The following is a 19625-nucleotide window of genomic DNA, read 5'->3' as shown; positions in this document are numbered from 1 at the left end:
AGTTGCAGAATGTCAGAATTACCGACTAAACCCACTAAAGCGCCAATTCATGCGGTTCACCGTTTGCATGAGTATCGAAAATCCTTGTCGACAAAGCCCTTTGGCGCGCGAGGAAAGAAACTTATTAGATGTAATTTGTGCCTCTTGGGTGAATTATTTTGCACCTGTAAACATCGTCAATACTTGAATACCAACACCAGCTTTATGTTGATTATGTATAACGATGAAGTATTAAAACCAACCAATAGTGGTAGGCTGATTGCCGACTTAATTCCTGATACCCATGCGTTTTTGTGGACTCGAACCGAGACCGATACTGCAATGTTGGCTTTATTGTCTAATCCAACTTATCAACCATTTTTAGTCTTCCCACAACAATATATTGAGAACGATCAAGCCGTCGTTGAGCAAATAACGGCCACTTCGTTGACGACTGAGCAGGGCATAACCAAAATACCTTTGTTAGTTATGCTTGATGGCAGTTGGCGTGAAGCCATTAAAATGTATCGTAAAAGCCCGTATTTACAACAAATGCCAGTGCTTTCATTTGCACCTGAAACCTTAGCAACCTACGCTCTGCGTAAAGGCAGCCATGATTTTCAACTGGGCACAGCAGAAGTCGCGGCAATGGCATTAACCGCAGCTCAAGAGCCTCAAAATGGGTTAGCATTATCGACTTGGTTTGATTTATTCGTAGAATCTTCCTTGCTTGGGCGTAACCGTCGGGCAAAAGAAACCTTAACGCCAATTTCTGAGTTTATTGATGCTTTTAAACATGCATTACAGGCTAGTCATGAGGGCGGTAAAAAATAGCTTAATCGGCGCCAAACGGTTGCATATTGTGTTAAATTACGTGATGCTAACTGAACGTTAATGGTGTTAGTTATCGCTATTAGGTTATCAATTTTACCTAAGCAACATTCTAATCTGCAGGATTTTATTAAGGATCGTTTCGTACACATTATGGAAGAGTTGATAAACAGTGCTAGAGAGATAAATACTAAAAAATTAGTTGTTTTGTGTCGTCTTGAACCCGGTTGTTTGGGACCCGATGGTGCTGAGCATATCAACACTTTTTGCCAGGTGGCCGAGCGAGCATTACTAAACTTAAATGCTGATGTGTGTCATTGGTTTCTTGCGCCTCGCTTAGACAAAAGCTTAATAGAAATTCAATACAGCCTTGCAGGTAAGGTGTTGTCTCGTGATAAAGCGGTTAAGTTTATTAGCTCGTTTGATCAAGACCTTGATGACATAGAAGAGCGTTTTGAAGATAAATTGACCCAATTAATTAATCAATATATTGCCCGTAAACGGTAAATGTAGCTCATGTGTTTTAGATTCCTTTCATAGCACTTTAGCCTGTACTTTAACTCTCCCCATAGTGCTAAGGCTTACCGTTTTATCAATTATCGTATAATCCTATGTTGTTTGGGGTTAATAACAGGATTTTATATGACTCCCTCAGCATATAGTGACGCAGCAACTTCTGACGTCGCTCCAACATTTTTCGATCAACAGACGCTACACCAATTGTTGCAGCAACAATTTGGTTTTACTGAGTTCAGAGAAGGCCAACAAGCCATTATTGAAACCATTTTGGCCGGTCATTCTGCGTTAGCTATATTTCCTACCGGTTCAGGTAAGTCCTTGTGTTATCAGTTTTGTGCCCAACAGTTACCCAACCTAACCTTAGTTATTTCGCCTTTGCTGGCTTTAATGAAAGATCAGCTGGCATTTTTAGCCAGTAAAAGCATCGCCGCCGCCAGTATTGATTCAAGTTTAACTTATGAACAAACGCAACAAGTGATGCGCGATGTACGAGATCAACGTACACGAATTTTAATGGTGTCAGTTGAGCGTTTTAAAAATGAGCGTTTTAGGCAATTTCTTAAGTCAGTCCCTATTTCGTTGCTGGTGGTTGATGAAGCGCATTGTATTTCAGAATGGGGACACAATTTCAGGCCTGATTACTTAAAAATCCCTCAATATTGCCAAGAATTTTCAATCCCTCAAAGTTTGTTATTAACAGCGACGGCAACTGAGCAAGTAAAATTGGATATGGCTAAACGTTTTGGTTTGATACCAGAGCAGGTGGTGCAAACCGGTTTTTATCGGCCGAATTTAGATTTGTCTGTTGTCGCGGTTAATCAGCAACAAAAGCTCACTCAGCTCGCGTACACCGTTAAAAATTATCAAGGTGCTGGCATAGTATATGTAACCCTACAGAAAACCGCTGAGGACGTTGCTGCGCACTTAATCAGTCAAGGGATCAATGCTGCTGCGTACCATGCAGGTATGGATCAAACTGTTCGACAACATATTCAACAACAATTTATGCAGAACCACATTCAAGTGATAGTGGCGACTATCGCTTTTGGCATGGGCATTGATAAATCCGATATTCGATTTGTTATCCATTTTGATTTACCTAAGTCGATTGAAAATTACAGCCAAGAAATCGGTCGAGCAGGGCGTGATGGTTTGCTAGCCCATTGTGTGACGTTAGCAAATTTAGATGGATTAAATACTGTTGAAAATTTTGTTTACGGTGATACACCTGAAGCAGATAATATAGGTCAATTATTAGGCATTATTGCAGCTGAAACCGAAAGTGGTCGCTGGGAAGTACAAGAAACGCCATTGTCCACAGCATGTAATATTCGTTCATTGCCGTTGAAAACATTATTTGTGCAGTTAGAACTTTTAGGCGTGATCCGCCCAAGCTATGCTTATTTTGCTGAATTTAAATATCGGTTTGTGGAAGACCAGCAAGCCATCCTCAGTCGGTTTAACGATCAGCGCCAGCAATTCTTGAGTCAGGTATTTGCCCATACGCAGTTTAAAAAGGTGTGGGGACAACTGGATTTTGACAGTTTATATCAACAACATGGTTGTGAACGACAACGAGTTGTTGCGGCATTAGACTATTTAGCTGAACAGAATTTGATAATTCTTGAGACAAAAAAAATCACTCAAGTGTATGATGTACAACAGCAGGCATTAGCGACACCGCAGCAATTACAACAATTGACCCAGCAACTCAGTCAATATTTTAGTGAGAATGAACATAAAGAGATTGTGCGGATTGGTAAGCTAGTCGATTTTTTTGAACTTGATCGTTGTTTAAGTGCAAATTTAGCTCACTATTTTGATGACCACTCGGTGCCACAAGTATGTGGTCACTGCAGCGTTTGTCGTGGGCAAATTGCCGTCTTATCCAAACAGGCTGTGGCTCCGTTACCAGACTCGGCCACAGTGACAACATTGCTTGAACCGTTAATTTTAGTGGCTCGAGCAAAATCGTTACCCACTCCAACCATTGCCACGCAGGCTAAATTTCTTGCTGGTATGATAATGCCAATGTTTAGTCGTTTGAAAGTTAAACAACTAGATGGCTTTGGACGTTTTAGTGCTTATCGATATCAAGATATTCTGGATACTGTTAAGAAGGTAAATTCATGAAACCGGTTCCTAAAATACTGTTAGAGCGACACGGTGAGTTAATACAAAGTGAAGGCGTGACGGTGGTGTCCCATATTCAACGGCAAGTTGGAGAATGGGTGGTTCAAACGTTAATGATTAAAGATTGCGATGTGCCATTTAAATACAAGCGACCTCAGCGTTTCAAGAGTTTGTTAGATCATAAAGTCAATTTAATTTACTACCCGGCAAAAGAAGTCGTGGGTGGATTTGAAATTGAAATAATGCAAGTGGTAAGGGTTCGCCGTTACTAAATCTAATCGATTAAGCTCAGCACACGATTGTCTCGGTGTGCTGAGCATTAAGAGTGGATCATTTGAGCTTTTCTCAATGTGATTCAACAATTGATGTGCCATTTTCATATCACGTTTCCAAGCATGGCAATATCGTCGCTTAGCCATTGTACAAGTGTAGTATCATCTCCCGCATCAATCTGCTCGACTAACGTCATTGCGCTTGCCACCGCCAACCACATTGGCCGTTAGGCAGGGTTCAACTAACCCAAATCAAATACCCATAAATCGTCAACAGATTAACAAGGTAGCCCGAGAATAAAGATAAACTCTTTACGTCTAATCATTATTGGCCACTAAACACAAACTCGCTCGCAGTTTTCCACACTCTATATCGTAAGTCGGTGCCTTCGGGTAAATAAAACACTTTAGGTTGACGGCTGTCATAGCGTAATGTCAGTGCTTCATTAAGCACGATAAACTCAGCTGATTTAGCGTTAGTGCACATCATTTTGGTTGTCGGACCTTGCATCACTTTTTCGACTAGGTAATAGACATATCCCCAGCCGGCTAATGATACTTTGTCAATGTCACCGATGAGCTTGGTCTTATTACAATCGACGATTTGATTTTGACCTATTTGCACTTCAAACATGTAATCTTGCTCATTTTTCAGTTCAGGCAAGGTCAGTATATGTTGTACCATGCCCTCAGTGGGGGCCGGATACATTTTACTGGCTCGTTGCGGCTGATATTGACTGACATCCATAACCGTAGTGTTAATTTTCAGGGTGTTCAGATAATGATTGTCAACGGGACTGGTAGCTCGCGATCCAAACGAGATGACACCGGTACAGATGACCGTAACCGTCATCACGAATTTTATGGTATCAGTAACACTGATTCGTTTCATATTCTGTCCTTTTAAAATGCATGTAATACCATCTCGCATAAAACGGCATTGTATTGTTCGTATGCACACACGAACGCTAAGATATAGTGTGTACTTCTCACAATTAATCCCAGAAAAAGAGGCCAAATCGTCTTTTACTTACCAATTACCTTGTGCATATAATTCATAGTAGGTTTGGCATCAAACAATCCAGCTTAACCTTATTTACTCGCTCTTTCGTCAGAGTTGTATGAGTTATTTAGTGTAAACGCTGCTTGGCATGAAAAGGGTTAAAATGATTATTTTTTATTTACGCTTGTTTATTGGACAACATCAATAATTGAGTTTAGTTCATAAGTATGACATAACATACTGATAACCTTTGACACATTGTATTTATTAATAAGGTATCGCCTTCGATGCATAATACCCAAAATCTTGAACAAACCTCGCATATACTGCATTTAGCGTTACCTAAAATGGCCGACTTAGCTATTCCTGTCACGCCAGAAAACTATGCTATTTGGTTTGATTATTTTGCTGAGAGTAACCTTAATCTAAAACGCGCAATTGACGGTTTAATTGCTAATGGTGTTCAATTTACTCCCGAGGTTAATTTAGGTTTATACAATCGATTTATTGAAGAACAATCACCAGAAATTATTGAAAACGTCCAAATCGAAACTCAAATTCTGATTAACAGCTTACTTAATAAGATTGAGCAGTTAAATGTTGGCACGGAATCTTTTTCATCTAACCTCAATCAATTTGGCGAAAAGCTGCAAACAAATCCTAATGCTGATGAGCTCAATCTTATCGTTGGTTCCATTGCCGCCGAAGTTGATCAAGTCATTGCTAATAATCGCCAAATGTCTGCGAGCCTCGAGTCATTATCTGAAGAAGTTGCTAACCTTAAAGACGAAATGGAAAATTTGAGTAAAGTGGCTATGACGGATGAACTTACATCGTTAAAGAACCGCCGCTCTTATGAGTTGTTTGCTGCAGAGCAGGTCACCAAGTTTGTCGACACTCAAACGGTATGCAGTTTGTTGATGATTGATATTGATAATTTTAAGATGTTTAATGATACTTTTGGCCACTTAATTGGCGATAAAGTGTTGGCTTATGTGGCTTTAGCCATGAAAAATACCGTTAAAGGCGATGATTTGGTTGCTCGCTATGGTGGTGAAGAGTTTGTGGTAATGTTACCCAATGCCAAACTTATCGATGCCGTTAACGTGGCGGAAAAAATACGTGAAAGAATTGCATTAAAACAGCTTTCTATCGGTAAAGAAAAGAAACAAAACCTGGGGCATATTAACGTTTCTATTGGAGTGGCCACTATTCAAACGGGTGATGATGTAGATACCTTATTATCGCGGGCTGACGAACAACTTTATATTGCAAAAGCTGCCGGCAAAAATTGCGTCAAATTTGGTTAACATTAATCGGTGGTTTTACGGTGCGATGCTCTTTTAATTAGCTTATTTACAGTAACCAATGTTTGCAGTAACCAATATTTGTGGTAACAAATGTTTGCAGTAACAAATGTTTGATTTAAAAAACGTTAAGCCCACAACGAATCAACTTTTTAGCGGTTGACCCATGTGGGCTTATGTTTATCTGCTGTTGATTACATTTAACACAACCAAAATGTTATTGCGCTTTAGGTTGTAAATCCATGTGCATCTTTATTAAATGTTCTTCCATATCAAATGATACGGTAAACCCAAGTGACTTGGCGAGGTTGGCCATACTGCGGTTTTCAAACATGGTAAAGCCCGTTAAATAAAGTGTATTGTTGGTTTTATAGTAAGCAATCAGTTTTTCCAGTAGTAACTTGCCTAAGCCAATCCCTTGATAATTACTGCGAACCGCCATAGCAAACTCGGCTTCGGTATTATCTGGGTCGATAGACGCTCTCACAGCCCCTAATGTTAGCTCTTCACCATCCTCTGTCATTGTCGTCGCAATAAATGCCATCTCACGCGAATAATCAATTTGCGTTAATACTGCCATTTCTTCATGGGTCATGCGTGATCGCACTCCAAAATAGCGCTTGTATCTGTCTTCATCACTTAACGAATTATCAAAATCTAAGTGTTTAGGCTCATCTTCTGGCAAAATAGGCCGTAACATTATCTCAAGACCATTTTTTAACGTGGTAGTTTGTTCTAATTCTTTTGGATAGGGCAAAATCGCTAAACGGTTAATGTTGTCTTGCGGGGTGGCATGAAGCCGCATATTGACATCTAACAAGGTGATTTTCTCACCCGCGGCCAAAACAGGATTAATGTCTACTTCGGCAATTTCAGGACAATCAATAATTAAGTGAGATATTTGAGTCAGCATCACGCATAAAGCATTCATGTCTAGACCGAGTGGCAAATGACGGTCTCGCAGCTTATGGGTTTTAAGTGCTTGAATCACCATATAACGAGCCAGTGCCATGTTTAACGGTGGCAGTGCAACCGCAGCGTCGCGTGTTGGGTCCCATTCGGATCCACCTTCACCTAAACAAATTGCCGGACCAAATACAGGGTCATTAATTACCGACACCCTAATTTCTTGTGCTCCTGCGGTTAATGCCATTTTTTGAATAATTAATCCGTCAATTTTGGCTGAAGGATTAGTTTGATGCACCCGGTCAATAATAGAGTGGGCGGCGTGACTGACATCTTCATCAGAGGCTAAATTTAGCACTACACCGTGCACATCAGATTTATACAGTAAGTCTGGTGATTGCACTTTTAACGCCACAGGATAACCGACCTGGTTGGCGACATTAACCGCTTCATCAACATCTTTTACAAATCGAGTTTCAATGGTATTGAGTCCGTAAGCACGTAAAATATCAACGGCTTGATGGGTTTCAACCACTGTTTGACCATTATCCAAAGCGCGTTGTAATAATAGTCGTGCCGCTTTGCTGTCAGTCGGAATATTATCAGGTATCGACTGCGGTACTTCTTGGAGTAGCTTTTGGTTACGACGGTATTCGACCATGTGCATAAATGCTCTTACGGCACCTTCAGGGGTTCGATAGGTCGGAATGCCAGCTTTGGTAAACCGTTTACGGGCCAAATAAGCTGAGTCTTCACCGCTCCAATTGGTGAGCATATTGATTCTATTGCGGTTAGGGTGTTGATTGATGGTGTCGATAATACTGTTAGCAATATCAACACTTTCACCTAATACAGATGGTGAATGTAGCACCAAGATAGTGTCAGTATCGTTACTGCTCATAAGTACTTTTAATGTATCTGCATAGCGTTGGCTGTCTGAATCACCAATCATGTCGATAGGATTTTGTTGTGACCAAGTATTGGGTAAAATAGCATTCAGTTCAGCGACGGTTTTTTCTGACAATTGTGCCAGTTTGCCACCTTTAATAATCAACTCATCCGCGGCCAATACAGCAGGGCCGCCGCCATTACTCATAATGACTAATCGTTCACCTTTTAATGGGGTCGAATGAGCAAGGCTTTCTACCGCAGCAAATAATTCAATTAAATCATTTACTCTTAACATACCGGCACGTCTAAAAGCGGCTTCATAAACGGCATCGTTGCCGCCAATACCACCAGTATGGAGCATTGCGGCTTGCACACCTTCACGGCTGCGACCGGATTTAATCACAAAGATGGGTTTATTGCGTGAGGCAGCGCGAGCGGCAGATAAAAAGTGACGTTTTTCGTTAATGGAATCGATATACAGCATGATAGCGCTGGTTTTACTGTCGCGGCCTAAATAATCGAGTAATTCATCAAAGTCGATATCGGTGGCATCACCGAGTGAAATAAACGACGAAAAGCCAATACCTTTGTTGTTGGCCCAATCGAGTACCGTGGTGCAAATGGCTGCTGATTGCGACACAAATGCAATTTTGCCTACGTTGGCTCCTGCGTGCGCTAAACTGGCATTGAGTCCAATAGGCGGTAAAATCATTCCCAAACTATTGGGGCCTAATAAGCGCATTCCGTATCGTTTAGCATATTGTTTGGTGAGTTCAAGTAAATTATTACCTTGCTCGTCAGTTTGCGATGCCATGCCAGAGGCCATAATAATCGCAACTTTACAGCCAAATTGAGCCAAACGTTCAACAATACTGGGCACTCTTAAGGCGTTGGTGCAAATAATGGCTAAATCAGGTTTGATCGGTAATGCTTCAATATTGGGGTACGCCAATACACCCATTACTGCGGTATATTTGGGTGTAACAGGCATTATTGGCCCAGAAAAACCGCCTGATAGCAGGTTTTTCATGATTGCTTTACCTGCACGCTTATTGCCGTTAGATGCGCCAATGACTGCCACCGAAGTGGGTTTAAAGAGTGCATTAATGCTGCGTTGACTCATAAAATGTGACCTTAGCTGGCTGGCAATAAACACGGTTGTTAACACTAGATTAGCATAATATTTTATCGAATAACGATAAAGAGATTATTTTAACAGACGGGCCATTTTATGAATAAAACCAATTACTCACTTAATCATTGGTAATCAATTATCTCATCAAAAAAAACCATCGATAGACTCGATTTCAGAGCATTGTCTGGGCCATAAAAATGCAATAAAAAAGGGCCATTTAGGCCCTTTGTCATTGTCGGTGTTATTGTCGTTATTATTACTGCTTTAATGTTGTTCGGTTACAGATATCGTAGACGAAGGAGCTGGGACGTAAATATTGATGACCTTGCGGATCAATGCTTTACCGTCTTCAATAGCAATATACAAACATGGAATGAGACATAAAGTTACCACAGTCGCAAACAACACCCCAAACGCTAATGAAACAGCCATTGGGATTACCATTTGAGCTTGCATACTGGTCTCAGCCATAATTGGCACTAGACCAATGAATGTTGTCAATGAGGTAAGCATGATAGCTCTAAAGCGTCGGCAACCTGCATTGAGCACGGCTTGTTTCATCGGCACACCCGCTTTGCGGGAGTTATTGACATAATCCACCATCACTAGTGAGTCATTCACCACAACACCAGCAGCGGCAATAATACCAAACATCGATAGCACACTTAAATCGATGCCTAAAATGATGTGTCCCATTACGGAACCGATAACCCCAAACGGAATCACCGACATAATCATAATAGGTTGAATATATGAGCGCAGTGGAATAGCCAACAAGCTATAAATCAGCAACAGCGATAAAATAAAGTCACGCATTTGTGTATCTGCGCTGTCTAATTGCTCTTGAATACTACCAGACACTTCACTGTGGACGCGTGGATACTTAATCAGCAACTCTGGCATAAAGTTATCACGGATATCTTTAGCCAATTTAAACGGTTCAGTTTGATCTGCATCTACATTGGCCCACACGTTAATGGTTCGGTTACCATTTTCGCGGCGGATACTGTTTACGCCTTGCACGACCTTGATTTCCGCAACTTCAGATAAGGGTAACTCTGCACCTTGTGGGGTGTTAATCATCACATCTTGTACCAATGCAATTGAGTTACGCTGCTCTTCAGGGTAGCGCAGCATCACTTTGATTTCTTCGCCATTACGAATGATACGTTGTGCTTCAAGACCGTAAAAACTATTACCCACCTGTGAGGCGATATTGGCTAAGGTTAAGCCCAATGCATTGGCCAATGGCTTTAATTGGAACTGCACTTCTTTGGCACTTGACTGGCGGCTGTCGTTTACGTCGCTGACGCCTTTAAGTGAATTTAGCTTGGCTTTTAGAGCTAATGACGCTGCAACCAACTGACTTTCATCTTTACCTTCAAGCCTAAAGCTAATGTCACCGTCTTCACGACCGCCACCCATTAAACTGTCTTGAACGCTAAACGATTTAACCCCAGGAATTTGTGGCATTGCTTTGCGCCATAAGTCTGCTAAAGCAAAGGTATCCATTGGTCTGAGTGATGGATCGACCAATTTAGTCATCACTTCAGCCGTTGTTTGCCCTTTAAGATCGACCTGCATGTCAGAAATCATTTTCTGGCCATATTGCTGCTCAATCTTTTTATCAACATCATATAATGTCTGCTCTATGGCCAGTGCGGCCGCGAGCGTCGATTTTTCTGATGCATCAACGTTCATTTCAACAGTGACTCTAGGAAAGTCGTGTGGAATTTTTGGTTGACCGATAAAACGAACCAAACCGCCCATATAGAGCCCAACACATACTAAGATCAAGCTAATAAACAACATGATGACCGCGTAACGATACTCAACCGCTAATTCAAGGGAAGGGCGATAGATAGACTTAATAAATTTCGTTAAACCGCGATCAATTTTACCTTGAACAAAATTAACCCCATTACGTAACCAATCTAATGGATTTTTTGAACCAGGTTTAACAATGGTTGGTTTTTTCATGTGCGCCAAATGCGCAGGCAAAATCAACTTTGATTCTATTAATGAAAACAATAAACATAAAATAACGATAAAACCGATTGCTTGCCCAAATGCTGATGATGGGCCATCGTCCATGGTTATCGGTAGGAAAGCGGCAATCGTGGTCAGTACCCCGAATGTAGCTGGCATAGCGACTTTTTTAACGCCACGGATAACGCTGTCAATACTTTGGCCGTGTTCTTCTGATTCACTGTGGGCACTTTCGCCCATCACAATGGCATCGTCGACCACGATCCCCAGCACTAAGATAAAGGCGAACAAGCTGATAACGTTAATGGTCACATCAATAAATGCCATTGGCATAAACAATAGGGTACCGAGGAAACATACAGGCAGTCCCATCATCACCCAAAAAGCCAATCGAACTCGCAAGAACAAAGCCAGCATGATAAACACTAATATCGCACCACTTTTCATGCTGTCGAGCATCAGTTGTAAACGGCCATCCAAGTAGTAAGTCATGTCTACCCAAGGTTCAAGTTTGACACCTTGTGGTAATATTTTTTGCTGTTTATCGACAAAGCTATTAATGGTATCTGCCACATCAGTAATACTTTGATTTTTACCCGCGCCAATGAAAAAGGTAACTGAATTTTTACCATTAAATTTTGAGTATTGAATACCTTCTTCAAAGCCATCATTTACGGTGGCAATATCACCCAATAATATTTTGGTACCATCATCCAGTGTCAATAAAGGCAGCTGTTCAAACTCGTAACCCACATAGGCTTGATTCTGAACGCGTAAATTGATGTAACCATTTTCTGCTTTGATTTGGCCTGCAGACATATTGCGTGAATAGCCACGAACAGCCTCAGCCACATCATTAAACGTTATCCCAAACTCACGTAAACGGTCTTTACTGACTTCAATACCAATTTCATAACTTAAGCCGCTATAATATTCGCTAATGTTGACCCCAGGCAATTGCATGATTTCATCATTAATGCGCTCGCCTAAATCTTTGAGTTGCTTTTGGTTTAAGTCACCATAAAGGCTTAAATACATTACTTCTTGGCGAAACTTAATCCGTTCAACTTTTGGGGGCTCCATGCCGCCTGGAAAGGTTGAGATGGAGTCAATTTCAGACTTAACCTCTTCAAGTACGACTTGTGGATCATATGAGTCTTCAACCTGAAAATATCCCTGCGCTATATTACGGTTTGAATATGTAATAACCCTTTTTAAGCCTTGAACGCTTTCTAAGGCTTGTTCAATCTTAATGGTAATGCCTTCTTCCACTTCTTGTGGTGCAGTACCTGGATACACGGCGCTAAATTGAATCCAGTTAACTTCAACGGCAGGGAAGAACTGTTTACGGATGGTATTAGCGGTCAACAGACCACCGAGTATGATAATGATCATCAACAAGTTTGCCGCAACGCTATTGCGGGCAAACCAGGCGATAATTCCTTTGTTAGTATCGTCCATGATGTTTATTTACCTTCCATCGCAAGTTCAGTTTGTTCTGTTGCTACTGACTCATCTTGTAAGATTTTATCTTCAGGCAGAGCTAGTTGCATACCTTCTAACGGGTAATCAAGCGCTGATGTTATTACTTGCATTCCTGATTCAAGACCTTCGGAAATCACGACATTCGCGCCTTCTTGACGAATAATGTTAACAGGTTTATAGCGTAAGGTTTTGTCGCTATCCATCACAGCAACTAAACCATTTACAATCAAATGACGCGGAATAATGGCCACATTACCGGCATTACTGCCTTCAACATAGGCGGTAACATAGGTGCCAAATCGTAATTCATTTTTATCGCTATTGAGTCCGTATGGATCGTCTATTTCGGCAACCAGGTATGTCATCCGGCTTTTGCTGTCTACCACGCCTTCACTGCGAACAATTTTTCCTATCCACTCTTGTTTGCTTCCGGCAAAGTTTCCCGCTAATCGTACTTCAGCATGAGTGCCTTTTTTATCCAAATATTGCATTTCTTTATCGGCTAGCGGTAAGCGAATTTCTGCTGTATCAGTATTGTAAACATGACCAATTTTGCTGCCAGTGGTGACGTATGCGCCTAAACCGATTTCACGGCTGGATATAAGTGCATCATACGGAGCGCGGATAACAGTCCGCTCTAAATCGCGCTGTGCACGTAATAAACCCGCTTCAGCACTTTTTAGCTTGGCTAATTCTTGTGCTAATTGCGGCTTGCGCAAACTAAGATCAGTTGGCTTACTGCTGGTTATTTCGGCCCATTCACGTAAGGCAACTTCAGCATTGGCTCGTTCTTGTACCATGTTGGCTTTAGACGAGGCTATGTTTGCTTGAGCATCTAATAATCCAGCTTCATAGTCACTGGGATCAATTTTAGCTAAAACATCACCTTTTTTAACAAAGCCACCTTTGACGAATTTATCGGCTAAATAAATAATTTCACCACTGACTTGTGCGACGAGTTCGGTGTCGTATTTTGCCGCGACAACACCGTATGAACTGACAGAAAAAGTCATCGGTTTATATTCAAGTGCTTCAACCGACACTAAAGGGGTGGTATCAACTGCAGGCTTTTCTTCAGGCGGTTTTTTTAGTGCAGCAATGCCAACTAAACCGGCTATTCCAATACCTAATACTATGATGGGTAATATTATTTGTTTTTTAGTAGCCACAATGCTTCCTTTTTATAATCCGATATTTTTGCAGTAAGTTCATTTCATACCGCCAATAGTCTTTTTTCTACTGTATATGTTAATCGATATGTTTAGTGTTTGTTGTTTCATTGTGTAAACTTGTGTGTCAACTACTTGCATGTGATCTCATGACATAAAACCTTTAGGGAACAGATATTGTGCAGATTGAAAACACCTCTAGATTACAACTGTCATTAATGACTCTTAATGACAGCGCACTATTATTTGAACTAGACCAAGATGAACGAGTCATGCACTTTCTTAATGGCGGCAATAAAACCACTCAGCATCAGATAGATACGATCATGTTGCCAAGATTGGCTCAATATTTAAATCCGTCAAAAGGTTGGGGATTATGGAAAGTCCATGCGCTCGATTGTGACGCCAATGACCAACACGGGTTAAGCGGCGAGTATTTAGGCTGGGTATTAGTCAGACCGATGCACTTTTTTACCCAAGCACAACCGCATAACTTAGAGTTAGGTTGGCGGTTTAAGCATATTTGTTGGGGTAAAGGGTATGCTACAGAAGCTGCCAAAGCGGTGATGGATGCTGTCAGTGAGCCTGATGACGTGACTCATGTGAGTGCGATAGCAGTAGAGGAAAATATTGCCTCAATTGCGATTATGAAAAAACTCGGTATGACGTTTCAACATAAAAGTATTCACCGTGATCCTTTAGGCGATACTGAAGCAGTGTTTTATCAAAAAGCGGTGTAATGTTTTTTAAGGCAATAAAAAAAGCAGCCTGAGCTGCTCTTTTGTTGTATTACATACTGTCGATTACTTTTTAGCGTCTAAATAACGCTCAGCATCAAGTGCAGCCATACAACCCGTACCGGCAGAAGTGATGGCTTGACGGTAATGTTGATCCATCACGTCGCCACAAGCATATACGCCTTCAATGCTAGTTTGAGTCGCATTGCCTTGTAAACCACTGTTTACTTGTAAGTAACCGTGATTCATTTCTAATTGACCAGCAAAAATACCAGTATTAGGGCTGTGACCAATCGCAATAAACACACCAGCGACTTCTAAATCGGTCACTGAACCATCTTTAGTGCTTTTCTTCTTAAGCCCGGTTACACCCATCTCGTTACCCGTCACTTCTTCAAGTGTTTGGTCTAGGTGTAAAATGATATTTCCGTTGGCGACTTTGTCCATTAAGCGATTGATCAGAATTTTTTCTGAACGGAAGCTGTCACGACGGTGAATTAAGTGAACTTCAGAAGCTATATTACTTAAGTAAAGTGCTTCTTCAACTGCAGTGTTACCACCACCAACCACCGCAACTTTTTGGTTACGATAGAAGAAACCATCACATGTTGCGCAGGCAGAAACACCACGGCCCATGAATGCTTCTTCAGACGGGAGGCCTAAATATTTAGCCGATGCGCCAGTAGCAATAATGAGTGCATCACACGTAAACTCGCCGTTGTCACCTTTTAAGCGAAAAGGTCGCTCAGTTAGTGTCACTTCGTTGATGTGATCAAAAATAATTTCAGTATCAAACTTCTCAGCGTGCTTTTGCATGCGTTCCATTAATGCTGGACCAGTTAAGTCTTCAGCATCGCCTGGCCAGTTTTCTACTTCAGTCGTAGTGGTTAATTGACCACCTTGCTGCATGCCTGTGATCATCACAGGATTTAAATTTGCACGCGCAGCATAAACAGCAGCGGTATAGCCAGCAGGGCCAGAACCTAAAATTAGTAGGTTAACGTGACGAGCTTCACTCATGATTTTGTTCTCCGATAACATGCCTTAAGCAATTTGCATGGGATTGTATGGAATTTACTACTGCGGGTAAAGTGAAGTTGAGTGCAGGAAATCGATTGAGTTAATCTATTGTGTAAATATTCCGTTTCAGGTGAGGTAATGATACACATTAACTCGCTTGAAACGGTTACTTGTCGTTCAACGAACGATTGTTTGTTTAGGTTTAGTAAACCAAGTGACAGGTTGGTAAATTATTTTTTTCTAAATAATTCTGATGGTATTCCTCGGCAATGTGGAATGTTTGTATCGGTACAATTTCAGTCACAATATGACGCTGTCCCCATTTACCGCTTCGTGCTAATGCCAGCTTTGAGCTTTCAGCTTGGGCTTTTTGCTCTTTATCGTGAAAAAAAATCGTGCTGCGATATTGAGTACCAATGTCACCGCCCTGCATATTCAGCATGGTTGGGTTGTGATTTTTCCAAAAAGTGTCCAACAAGTCGTCGTAACTGACGATTTCTGGATCAAACTCAACTTGAACCACTTCTGCGTGACCAGTTGAACCCGTTTTCACTTCTTTATATGTGGTCGCACTGTCTTTGCCACCCATGTAGCCACACGTTGCGTTACTGACGCCGTTAATTTCACGGAAAAAATATTCAACACCCCAAAAACAGCCTGCACCAAATGTTGCTAACGCCATGACATACCCTTAAAACAAATTATAGAAGTCTAGATGGCTACAATTGTGTTGAATATTGTGTAGTTTTGCAAGCAAACTTTTATTAATAAATAAATCTAACATATGCCACCAATAAAATAGCGTTTGGCTATGATAGAATCCGCGACAATAGGCAGTAATAGTTAACATCGTTTTACGTCAAAGTTAACTACGCCATATAATAATGAGACAAGGAGTTGATAGTGTTATCTGACCTGATGATAAACCATGATTTTTTAGCCTATACCTTAGCCAATCCAAATCAATTACCTGCAGCATCTGATTTTATGTTGGCAGATCATACCCGTGTAGATGTATGGGATACGGGAGTGATTGTATTTACTCCGGCTAATGCAACCAAAGATATCGTGCTGTCTTGTGCTGTGCACGGTAATGAAACTGCGCCGATTGAAATCTGTAATCAACTCATTAAAGATTTGCTCAGCCAACGCATTATTGCCAAGCAGCGTGTGATGTTTTTAATTGGCAATCCGGCCGCGATTATCAATAAAACCCGTTTTATTGATGAAAACATGAATCGCTTATTTAGTGGCGCGCATTCTAAAGGCGAGGGCTTAAGCCATCCGGAGCGTCACCGAGCAAAAGCGTTAGAGCAATATGTGGCAGACTTTTTCAATGCCAATAATGACAATCAACGTATTCATTACGACTTACATACTGCTATTCGTGCTTCTAAGCATGAAAAGTTTGCCATATACCCATACCGTCCTGGCCGTGCTTTTAGCGGTGAACAAATTATGTTTTTGGCGGCATGTGGCGTTGATACTATGTTGTTTCACCACGAACCAACAACGACGTTTAGTTATTATTCGTCAGAGCAATTTCAAGCAGATGCTTTTACTGTGGAATTAGGCAAAGTAATGCCATTTGGCCAAAACGACATGAGTCGTTTTGCACAAACTCATACTATGCTTGAAAAGTTGATTACTGAAACTGAGTTAGCACCTGTTGAGTTCGACCCTAGCAAGGTCAACTTGTATAAGGTATCGCGCTCTATTAACAAGCACTTTGATGATTTTGAATTTAGCTTTGCTGGTGATGCAGAAAACTTCAGTGCCTTTAGTCAGGGCGAGGTGTTAGCGACAGAAGGCGGTAATTCAATCACTGTTGAATACCCACAAGAAGCCATTGTATTTCCCAATGCAAATGTGCCCATTGGGCAACGCACAGTGTTATGTTTAGTACCCGCGTTGAACGAAACTATTATCTAGTCGTAAAGCAATATATACATGTCAATCGCGAGTAAAATGCGTTTACAGTGAGAGTAAGTATTGATAGGTAGTTTACGTTAACGTAATGTCTACTCGCATAGTATAAATAGAGCCATGTTTATGTTGAACATGGCTCAACAATAACAAGAGCATAATATGAGCAACGCACCACTGACCAATGAAACAGTGCACCGTGTCAGCTTCTTAGACAAAGCGTCATTGCACATCCCCATTTTGCGTATTTTGCAAGCTGATGGCACCACTTATGAAAGTGCGGTTCTACCAGTAATCGACAAGGCTCTGGCCGAAAAAATCTTTGATACCTGTGTTTTTACACGCGTATTAGACGAGCGTATGTTGGGTGCCCAGCGTCAAGGACGGATTAGTTTTTACATGACCTGTACCGGTGAAGAAGCCTCAATTATTGGCAGCACAGCCGCGCTTGATAAAGACGACGTCATTTTGGCTCAATATCGTGAGCACGCCTCATTGCGTTATCGCGGCTTTACGACTGAACAATTTATGAATCAAATGTTCAGTAACGAGAAAGATTTAGGTAAAGGTCGCCAAATGCCGATTCATTACGGCAGCCGTGAACTCAACTACCAAACTATTTCATCACCTTTGGCAACTCAAATTCCACAAGCCACAGGTGTTGCTTATGGCATGAAATTACAAGGCAAGCGTAACGTCGCCATTTGTTATTTTGGTGAAGGCGCAGCATCAGAAGGTGACTTCCATGCTGGCTTGAATATGGCCGCAGTGCTTAAATCTCCGACCATCTTTTTCTGTCGTAACAATGGTTATGCTATTTCAACCCCTACAGAAGAGCAATTTGCCGGTAACGGTATAGCCAGTCGGGGTGTTGGTTACGGTATGCATACCATTCGTGTAGACGGTAATGACATGCTAGCGGTGTTAGCCGCCACGCAACAAGCTCGTGCCCACGCACTTGAACATAATGCTCCAGTATTGATTGAAGCGATGACGTATCGTTTGGGCGCGCATTCTTCATCAGACGATCCATCTGGTTACCGTTCAAAAGAAGAAGAAGCCAAATGGCAGCAACACGATCCAGTAAAACGTTTTAAATTATGGATGGTTAACAAAGGCTGGATAACTGAAGCCGATGAAGCCAAGTTATTTGAACGTTATCGCGAAGAAGTATTAGCAGCGGTTAAAGTCGCTGAAAAGTTACCTATTCCGAAACTAGATGAAATTATCGAAGATGTGCTTGATAAACCGACTCCAGCATTGAGAAAACAGCTTAAAGAGCTGAAAGAACACATTGCTAAGTATCCAAAAGCCTATCCAAAAAGCGCAGGGAGACTCTAAACCGTGGCTCAAATGAATATGTTACACGCCATCAACGAGGCGTTATCAATAGCCATGACTGCCGACGAGCGCATGGTGATTTTTGGTGAAGACGTTGGCCACTTCGGTGGTGTTTTTCGCGCGACTTCTGGTTTACAAGAGCAGTTTGGTCGCGACCGTTGTTTTAACACGCCGCTAACTGAACAAGGTATTGCTGGTTTTGCTAATGGTCTAGCATCTTATGGCATGACTGCTGTTGCAGAAATTCAGTTTGCTGATTATATTTTTCCGGCATTCGATCAAATCGTTAATGAATCGGCAAAATTTAGATACCGCAGTGGTAATCAATTTGATGTGGGTGGGTTAACCTTCCGCACACCATACGGTGGTGGTATTGCCGGTGGACATTACCACTCTCAATCACCTGAAGCCTATTTTACCCAAACGCCTGGTTTAAAAGTGGTCATTCCGCGTAATCCAGAACAAGCTAAAGGGTTGTTGCTGGCGTCTATTCGCGATCCAAACCCGGTGATTTTCTTTGAACCTAAACGTTTGTACCGCGCATCTGTTGGCGAGGTTCCAGCCGGTGACTACGTTATCGAATTAGGCAAAGCACAAGTGGTTAAGCAGGGCAGTGATATTACTGTTCTGGCTTGGGGCGCACAGATGGAAATCGTCGAAAAAGCCTGCGAACGTGCCGAGAAAGAAGGTATTTCATGTGAAATAATCGACTTACGCACTATCGCGCCATGGGATGTTGAAACTATCGCAAAATCAGTGACCAAAACAGGTCGTTTACTGATTAACCATGAAGCGCCATTAACCGGTGGTTTTGCTGGTGAAATTGCGGCAACCATTCAGCAAGAATGTTTCTTATCGCTTGAATCACCGATCAATCGTGTGTGCGGATTAGATACGCCTTATCCATTGGTGCATGAAAAAGAATACATGCCAGATGAGTTAAAGACCTTCGAAGCCATCAAGGCCACAGTGTCGTTTTAGG

At 41.6% G+C, this 19625-nt stretch carries 15 protein-coding genes; 9 read left to right on the top strand and 6 right to left on the bottom strand.

Going from position 1 to position 19625, the window contains the following annotated elements; genetic code table 11:
- Nucleotides 1–9: 9 nt before the first annotated feature.
- The 4 genes from AAEY98_RS13905 (at nucleotide 10) to AAEY98_RS13890 (ending at nucleotide 3734) form a co-directional block, all read left to right on the top strand.
- The gene (locus AAEY98_RS13905) at nucleotides 10–813 is read left to right on the top strand and encodes a tRNA-uridine aminocarboxypropyltransferase (protein ID WP_192114856.1); all 804 of its coding nucleotides are present in this window, start codon (nucleotides 10–12) and stop codon (nucleotides 811–813) included.
- Between the two features lie 150 nt (nucleotides 814–963).
- Nucleotides 964–1317 carry a hypothetical protein gene (locus AAEY98_RS13900; RefSeq protein WP_351017651.1) on the top strand — a complete coding sequence of 118 codons (354 nt, stop codon included), beginning with the start codon at nucleotides 964–966 and terminating at the stop codon, nucleotides 1315–1317.
- Nucleotides 1318–1452: 135 nt separating this feature from the next.
- Nucleotides 1453–3462 carry a RecQ family ATP-dependent DNA helicase gene (locus AAEY98_RS13895; RefSeq protein WP_351017648.1) on the top strand — a complete coding sequence of 670 codons (2010 nt, stop codon included), beginning with the start codon at nucleotides 1453–1455 and terminating at the stop codon, nucleotides 3460–3462.
- On the top strand, nucleotides 3459–3734 hold the full coding sequence (locus tag AAEY98_RS13890; protein ID WP_011637386.1) for a hypothetical protein: 276 nt from the start codon (nucleotides 3459–3461) through the stop codon (nucleotides 3732–3734). The genes AAEY98_RS13895 and AAEY98_RS13890 overlap by 4 nt, the downstream gene beginning before the upstream one ends.
- Nucleotides 3735–4059: 325 nt before the next feature.
- Here AAEY98_RS13890 and eco read toward each other — a convergent pair whose 3' ends face one another.
- Nucleotides 4060–4626: a serine protease inhibitor ecotin gene (gene eco / locus AAEY98_RS13885; RefSeq protein WP_351017645.1), complete on the bottom strand. Its 567-nt coding sequence runs from the start codon at nucleotides 4624–4626 to the stop codon at nucleotides 4060–4062.
- A 398-nt stretch (nucleotides 4627–5024) separates the two neighbouring features.
- On the opposite strand from eco, the gene AAEY98_RS13880 reads away from it, so the two are divergent.
- On the top strand, nucleotides 5025–6047 hold the full coding sequence (locus AAEY98_RS13880; protein ID WP_101088363.1) for a GGDEF domain-containing protein: 1023 nt from the start codon (nucleotides 5025–5027) through the stop codon (nucleotides 6045–6047).
- 214 nt (nucleotides 6048–6261) lie between these two features.
- Here AAEY98_RS13880 and AAEY98_RS13875 read toward each other — a convergent pair whose 3' ends face one another.
- The 3 genes from AAEY98_RS13875 to AAEY98_RS13865 form a co-directional block, all read right to left on the bottom strand.
- Nucleotides 6262–8964, bottom strand: a complete 2703-nt coding sequence (locus tag AAEY98_RS13875) for a bifunctional acetate--CoA ligase family protein/GNAT family N-acetyltransferase (RefSeq protein WP_101088362.1) — start codon at nucleotides 8962–8964, stop codon at nucleotides 6262–6264.
- A 276-nt stretch (nucleotides 8965–9240) separates the two neighbouring features.
- A complete protein-coding gene (locus tag AAEY98_RS13870) occupies nucleotides 9241–12426 on the bottom strand; it encodes an efflux RND transporter permease subunit (RefSeq protein WP_101088361.1) in 3186 nt (1061 codons plus the stop codon).
- A gap of 5 nt (nucleotides 12427–12431) precedes the next feature.
- The gene (locus AAEY98_RS13865; protein WP_351017642.1) at nucleotides 12432–13619 is read right to left on the bottom strand and encodes an efflux RND transporter periplasmic adaptor subunit; all 1188 of its coding nucleotides are present in this window, start codon (nucleotides 13617–13619) and stop codon (nucleotides 12432–12434) included.
- Between the two features lie 179 nt (nucleotides 13620–13798).
- Between AAEY98_RS13865 and AAEY98_RS13860 the strand changes: the two genes are divergently transcribed.
- Nucleotides 13799–14359, top strand: a complete 561-nt coding sequence (locus tag AAEY98_RS13860; RefSeq protein WP_351017639.1) for a GNAT family N-acetyltransferase — start codon at nucleotides 13799–13801, stop codon at nucleotides 14357–14359.
- Between the two features lie 63 nt (nucleotides 14360–14422).
- On the opposite strand, the gene trxB is transcribed toward AAEY98_RS13860, so the two are convergent.
- Both trxB and msrA read right to left on the bottom strand, forming a co-directional pair.
- A complete protein-coding gene (trxB, locus tag AAEY98_RS13855; RefSeq protein WP_101088358.1) occupies nucleotides 14423–15376 on the bottom strand; it encodes a thioredoxin-disulfide reductase in 954 nt (317 codons plus the stop codon).
- Between the two features lie 202 nt (nucleotides 15377–15578).
- Nucleotides 15579–16058, bottom strand: coding sequence for a peptide-methionine (S)-S-oxide reductase MsrA (gene msrA, locus AAEY98_RS13850; protein ID WP_101088353.1), 480 nt, complete (start codon nucleotides 16056–16058; stop codon nucleotides 15579–15581).
- A gap of 221 nt (nucleotides 16059–16279) precedes the next feature.
- Here msrA and astE point away from each other — a divergent pair, with 221 nt between their 5' ends.
- The 3 genes from astE to AAEY98_RS13835 all read left to right on the top strand — a co-directional run bounded on the left by astE (nucleotide 16280) and on the right by AAEY98_RS13835 (nucleotide 19624).
- The gene (gene astE / locus AAEY98_RS13845; protein ID WP_351017636.1) at nucleotides 16280–17308 is read left to right on the top strand and encodes a succinylglutamate desuccinylase; all 1029 of its coding nucleotides are present in this window, start codon (nucleotides 16280–16282) and stop codon (nucleotides 17306–17308) included.
- A gap of 156 nt (nucleotides 17309–17464) precedes the next feature.
- On the top strand, nucleotides 17465–18643 hold the full coding sequence (locus AAEY98_RS13840; RefSeq protein WP_162023054.1) for a thiamine pyrophosphate-dependent dehydrogenase E1 component subunit alpha: 1179 nt from the start codon (nucleotides 17465–17467) through the stop codon (nucleotides 18641–18643).
- A gap of 3 nt (nucleotides 18644–18646) precedes the next feature.
- Complete coding sequence (locus AAEY98_RS13835; RefSeq protein WP_101088350.1) at nucleotides 18647–19624, top strand: alpha-ketoacid dehydrogenase subunit beta; 978 nt, start codon at nucleotides 18647–18649, stop codon at nucleotides 19622–19624.
- Nucleotide 19625 lies beyond the last annotated feature (1 nt).

The sequence above is a fragment of the Shewanella sp. AC91-MNA-CIBAN-0169 genome (assembly GCF_040310165.1).
Lineage (GTDB): Bacteria > Pseudomonadota > Gammaproteobacteria > Enterobacterales > Shewanellaceae > Shewanella.
This window is presented reverse-complemented; position numbering and strand designations above follow the sequence as displayed.

Excerpts from the sequence above, each read along its gene's own strand:
- AAEY98_RS13890 (WP_011637386.1), top strand. The coding sequence starts at position 3,459 with ATGAAACCGGTTCCTAAAATACTGTTAGAGCGACACGGTGAGTTAATA.
- msrA (WP_101088353.1), bottom strand. The coding sequence starts at position 16,058 with ATGGCGTTAGCAACATTTGGTGCAGGCTGTTTTTGGGGTGTTGAATAT.
- AAEY98_RS13880 (WP_101088363.1), top strand. The coding sequence starts at position 5,025 with ATGCATAATACCCAAAATCTTGAACAAACCTCGCATATACTGCATTTA.
- AAEY98_RS13900 (WP_351017651.1), top strand. The coding sequence starts at position 964 with ATGGAAGAGTTGATAAACAGTGCTAGAGAGATAAATACTAAAAAATTA.
- AAEY98_RS13870 (WP_101088361.1), bottom strand. The coding sequence starts at position 12,426 with ATGGACGATACTAACAAAGGAATTATCGCCTGGTTTGCCCGCAATAGC.
- trxB (WP_101088358.1), bottom strand. The coding sequence starts at position 15,376 with ATGAGTGAAGCTCGTCACGTTAACCTACTAATTTTAGGTTCTGGCCCT.
- AAEY98_RS13840 (WP_162023054.1), top strand. The coding sequence starts at position 17,465 with ATGAGCAACGCACCACTGACCAATGAAACAGTGCACCGTGTCAGCTTC.
- AAEY98_RS13905 (WP_192114856.1), top strand. The coding sequence starts at position 10 with ATGTCAGAATTACCGACTAAACCCACTAAAGCGCCAATTCATGCGGTT.
- eco (WP_351017645.1), bottom strand. The coding sequence starts at position 4,626 with ATGAAACGAATCAGTGTTACTGATACCATAAAATTCGTGATGACGGTT.
- AAEY98_RS13875 (WP_101088362.1), bottom strand. The coding sequence starts at position 8,964 with ATGAGTCAACGCAGCATTAATGCACTCTTTAAACCCACTTCGGTGGCA.
- AAEY98_RS13895 (WP_351017648.1), top strand. The coding sequence starts at position 1,453 with ATGACTCCCTCAGCATATAGTGACGCAGCAACTTCTGACGTCGCTCCA.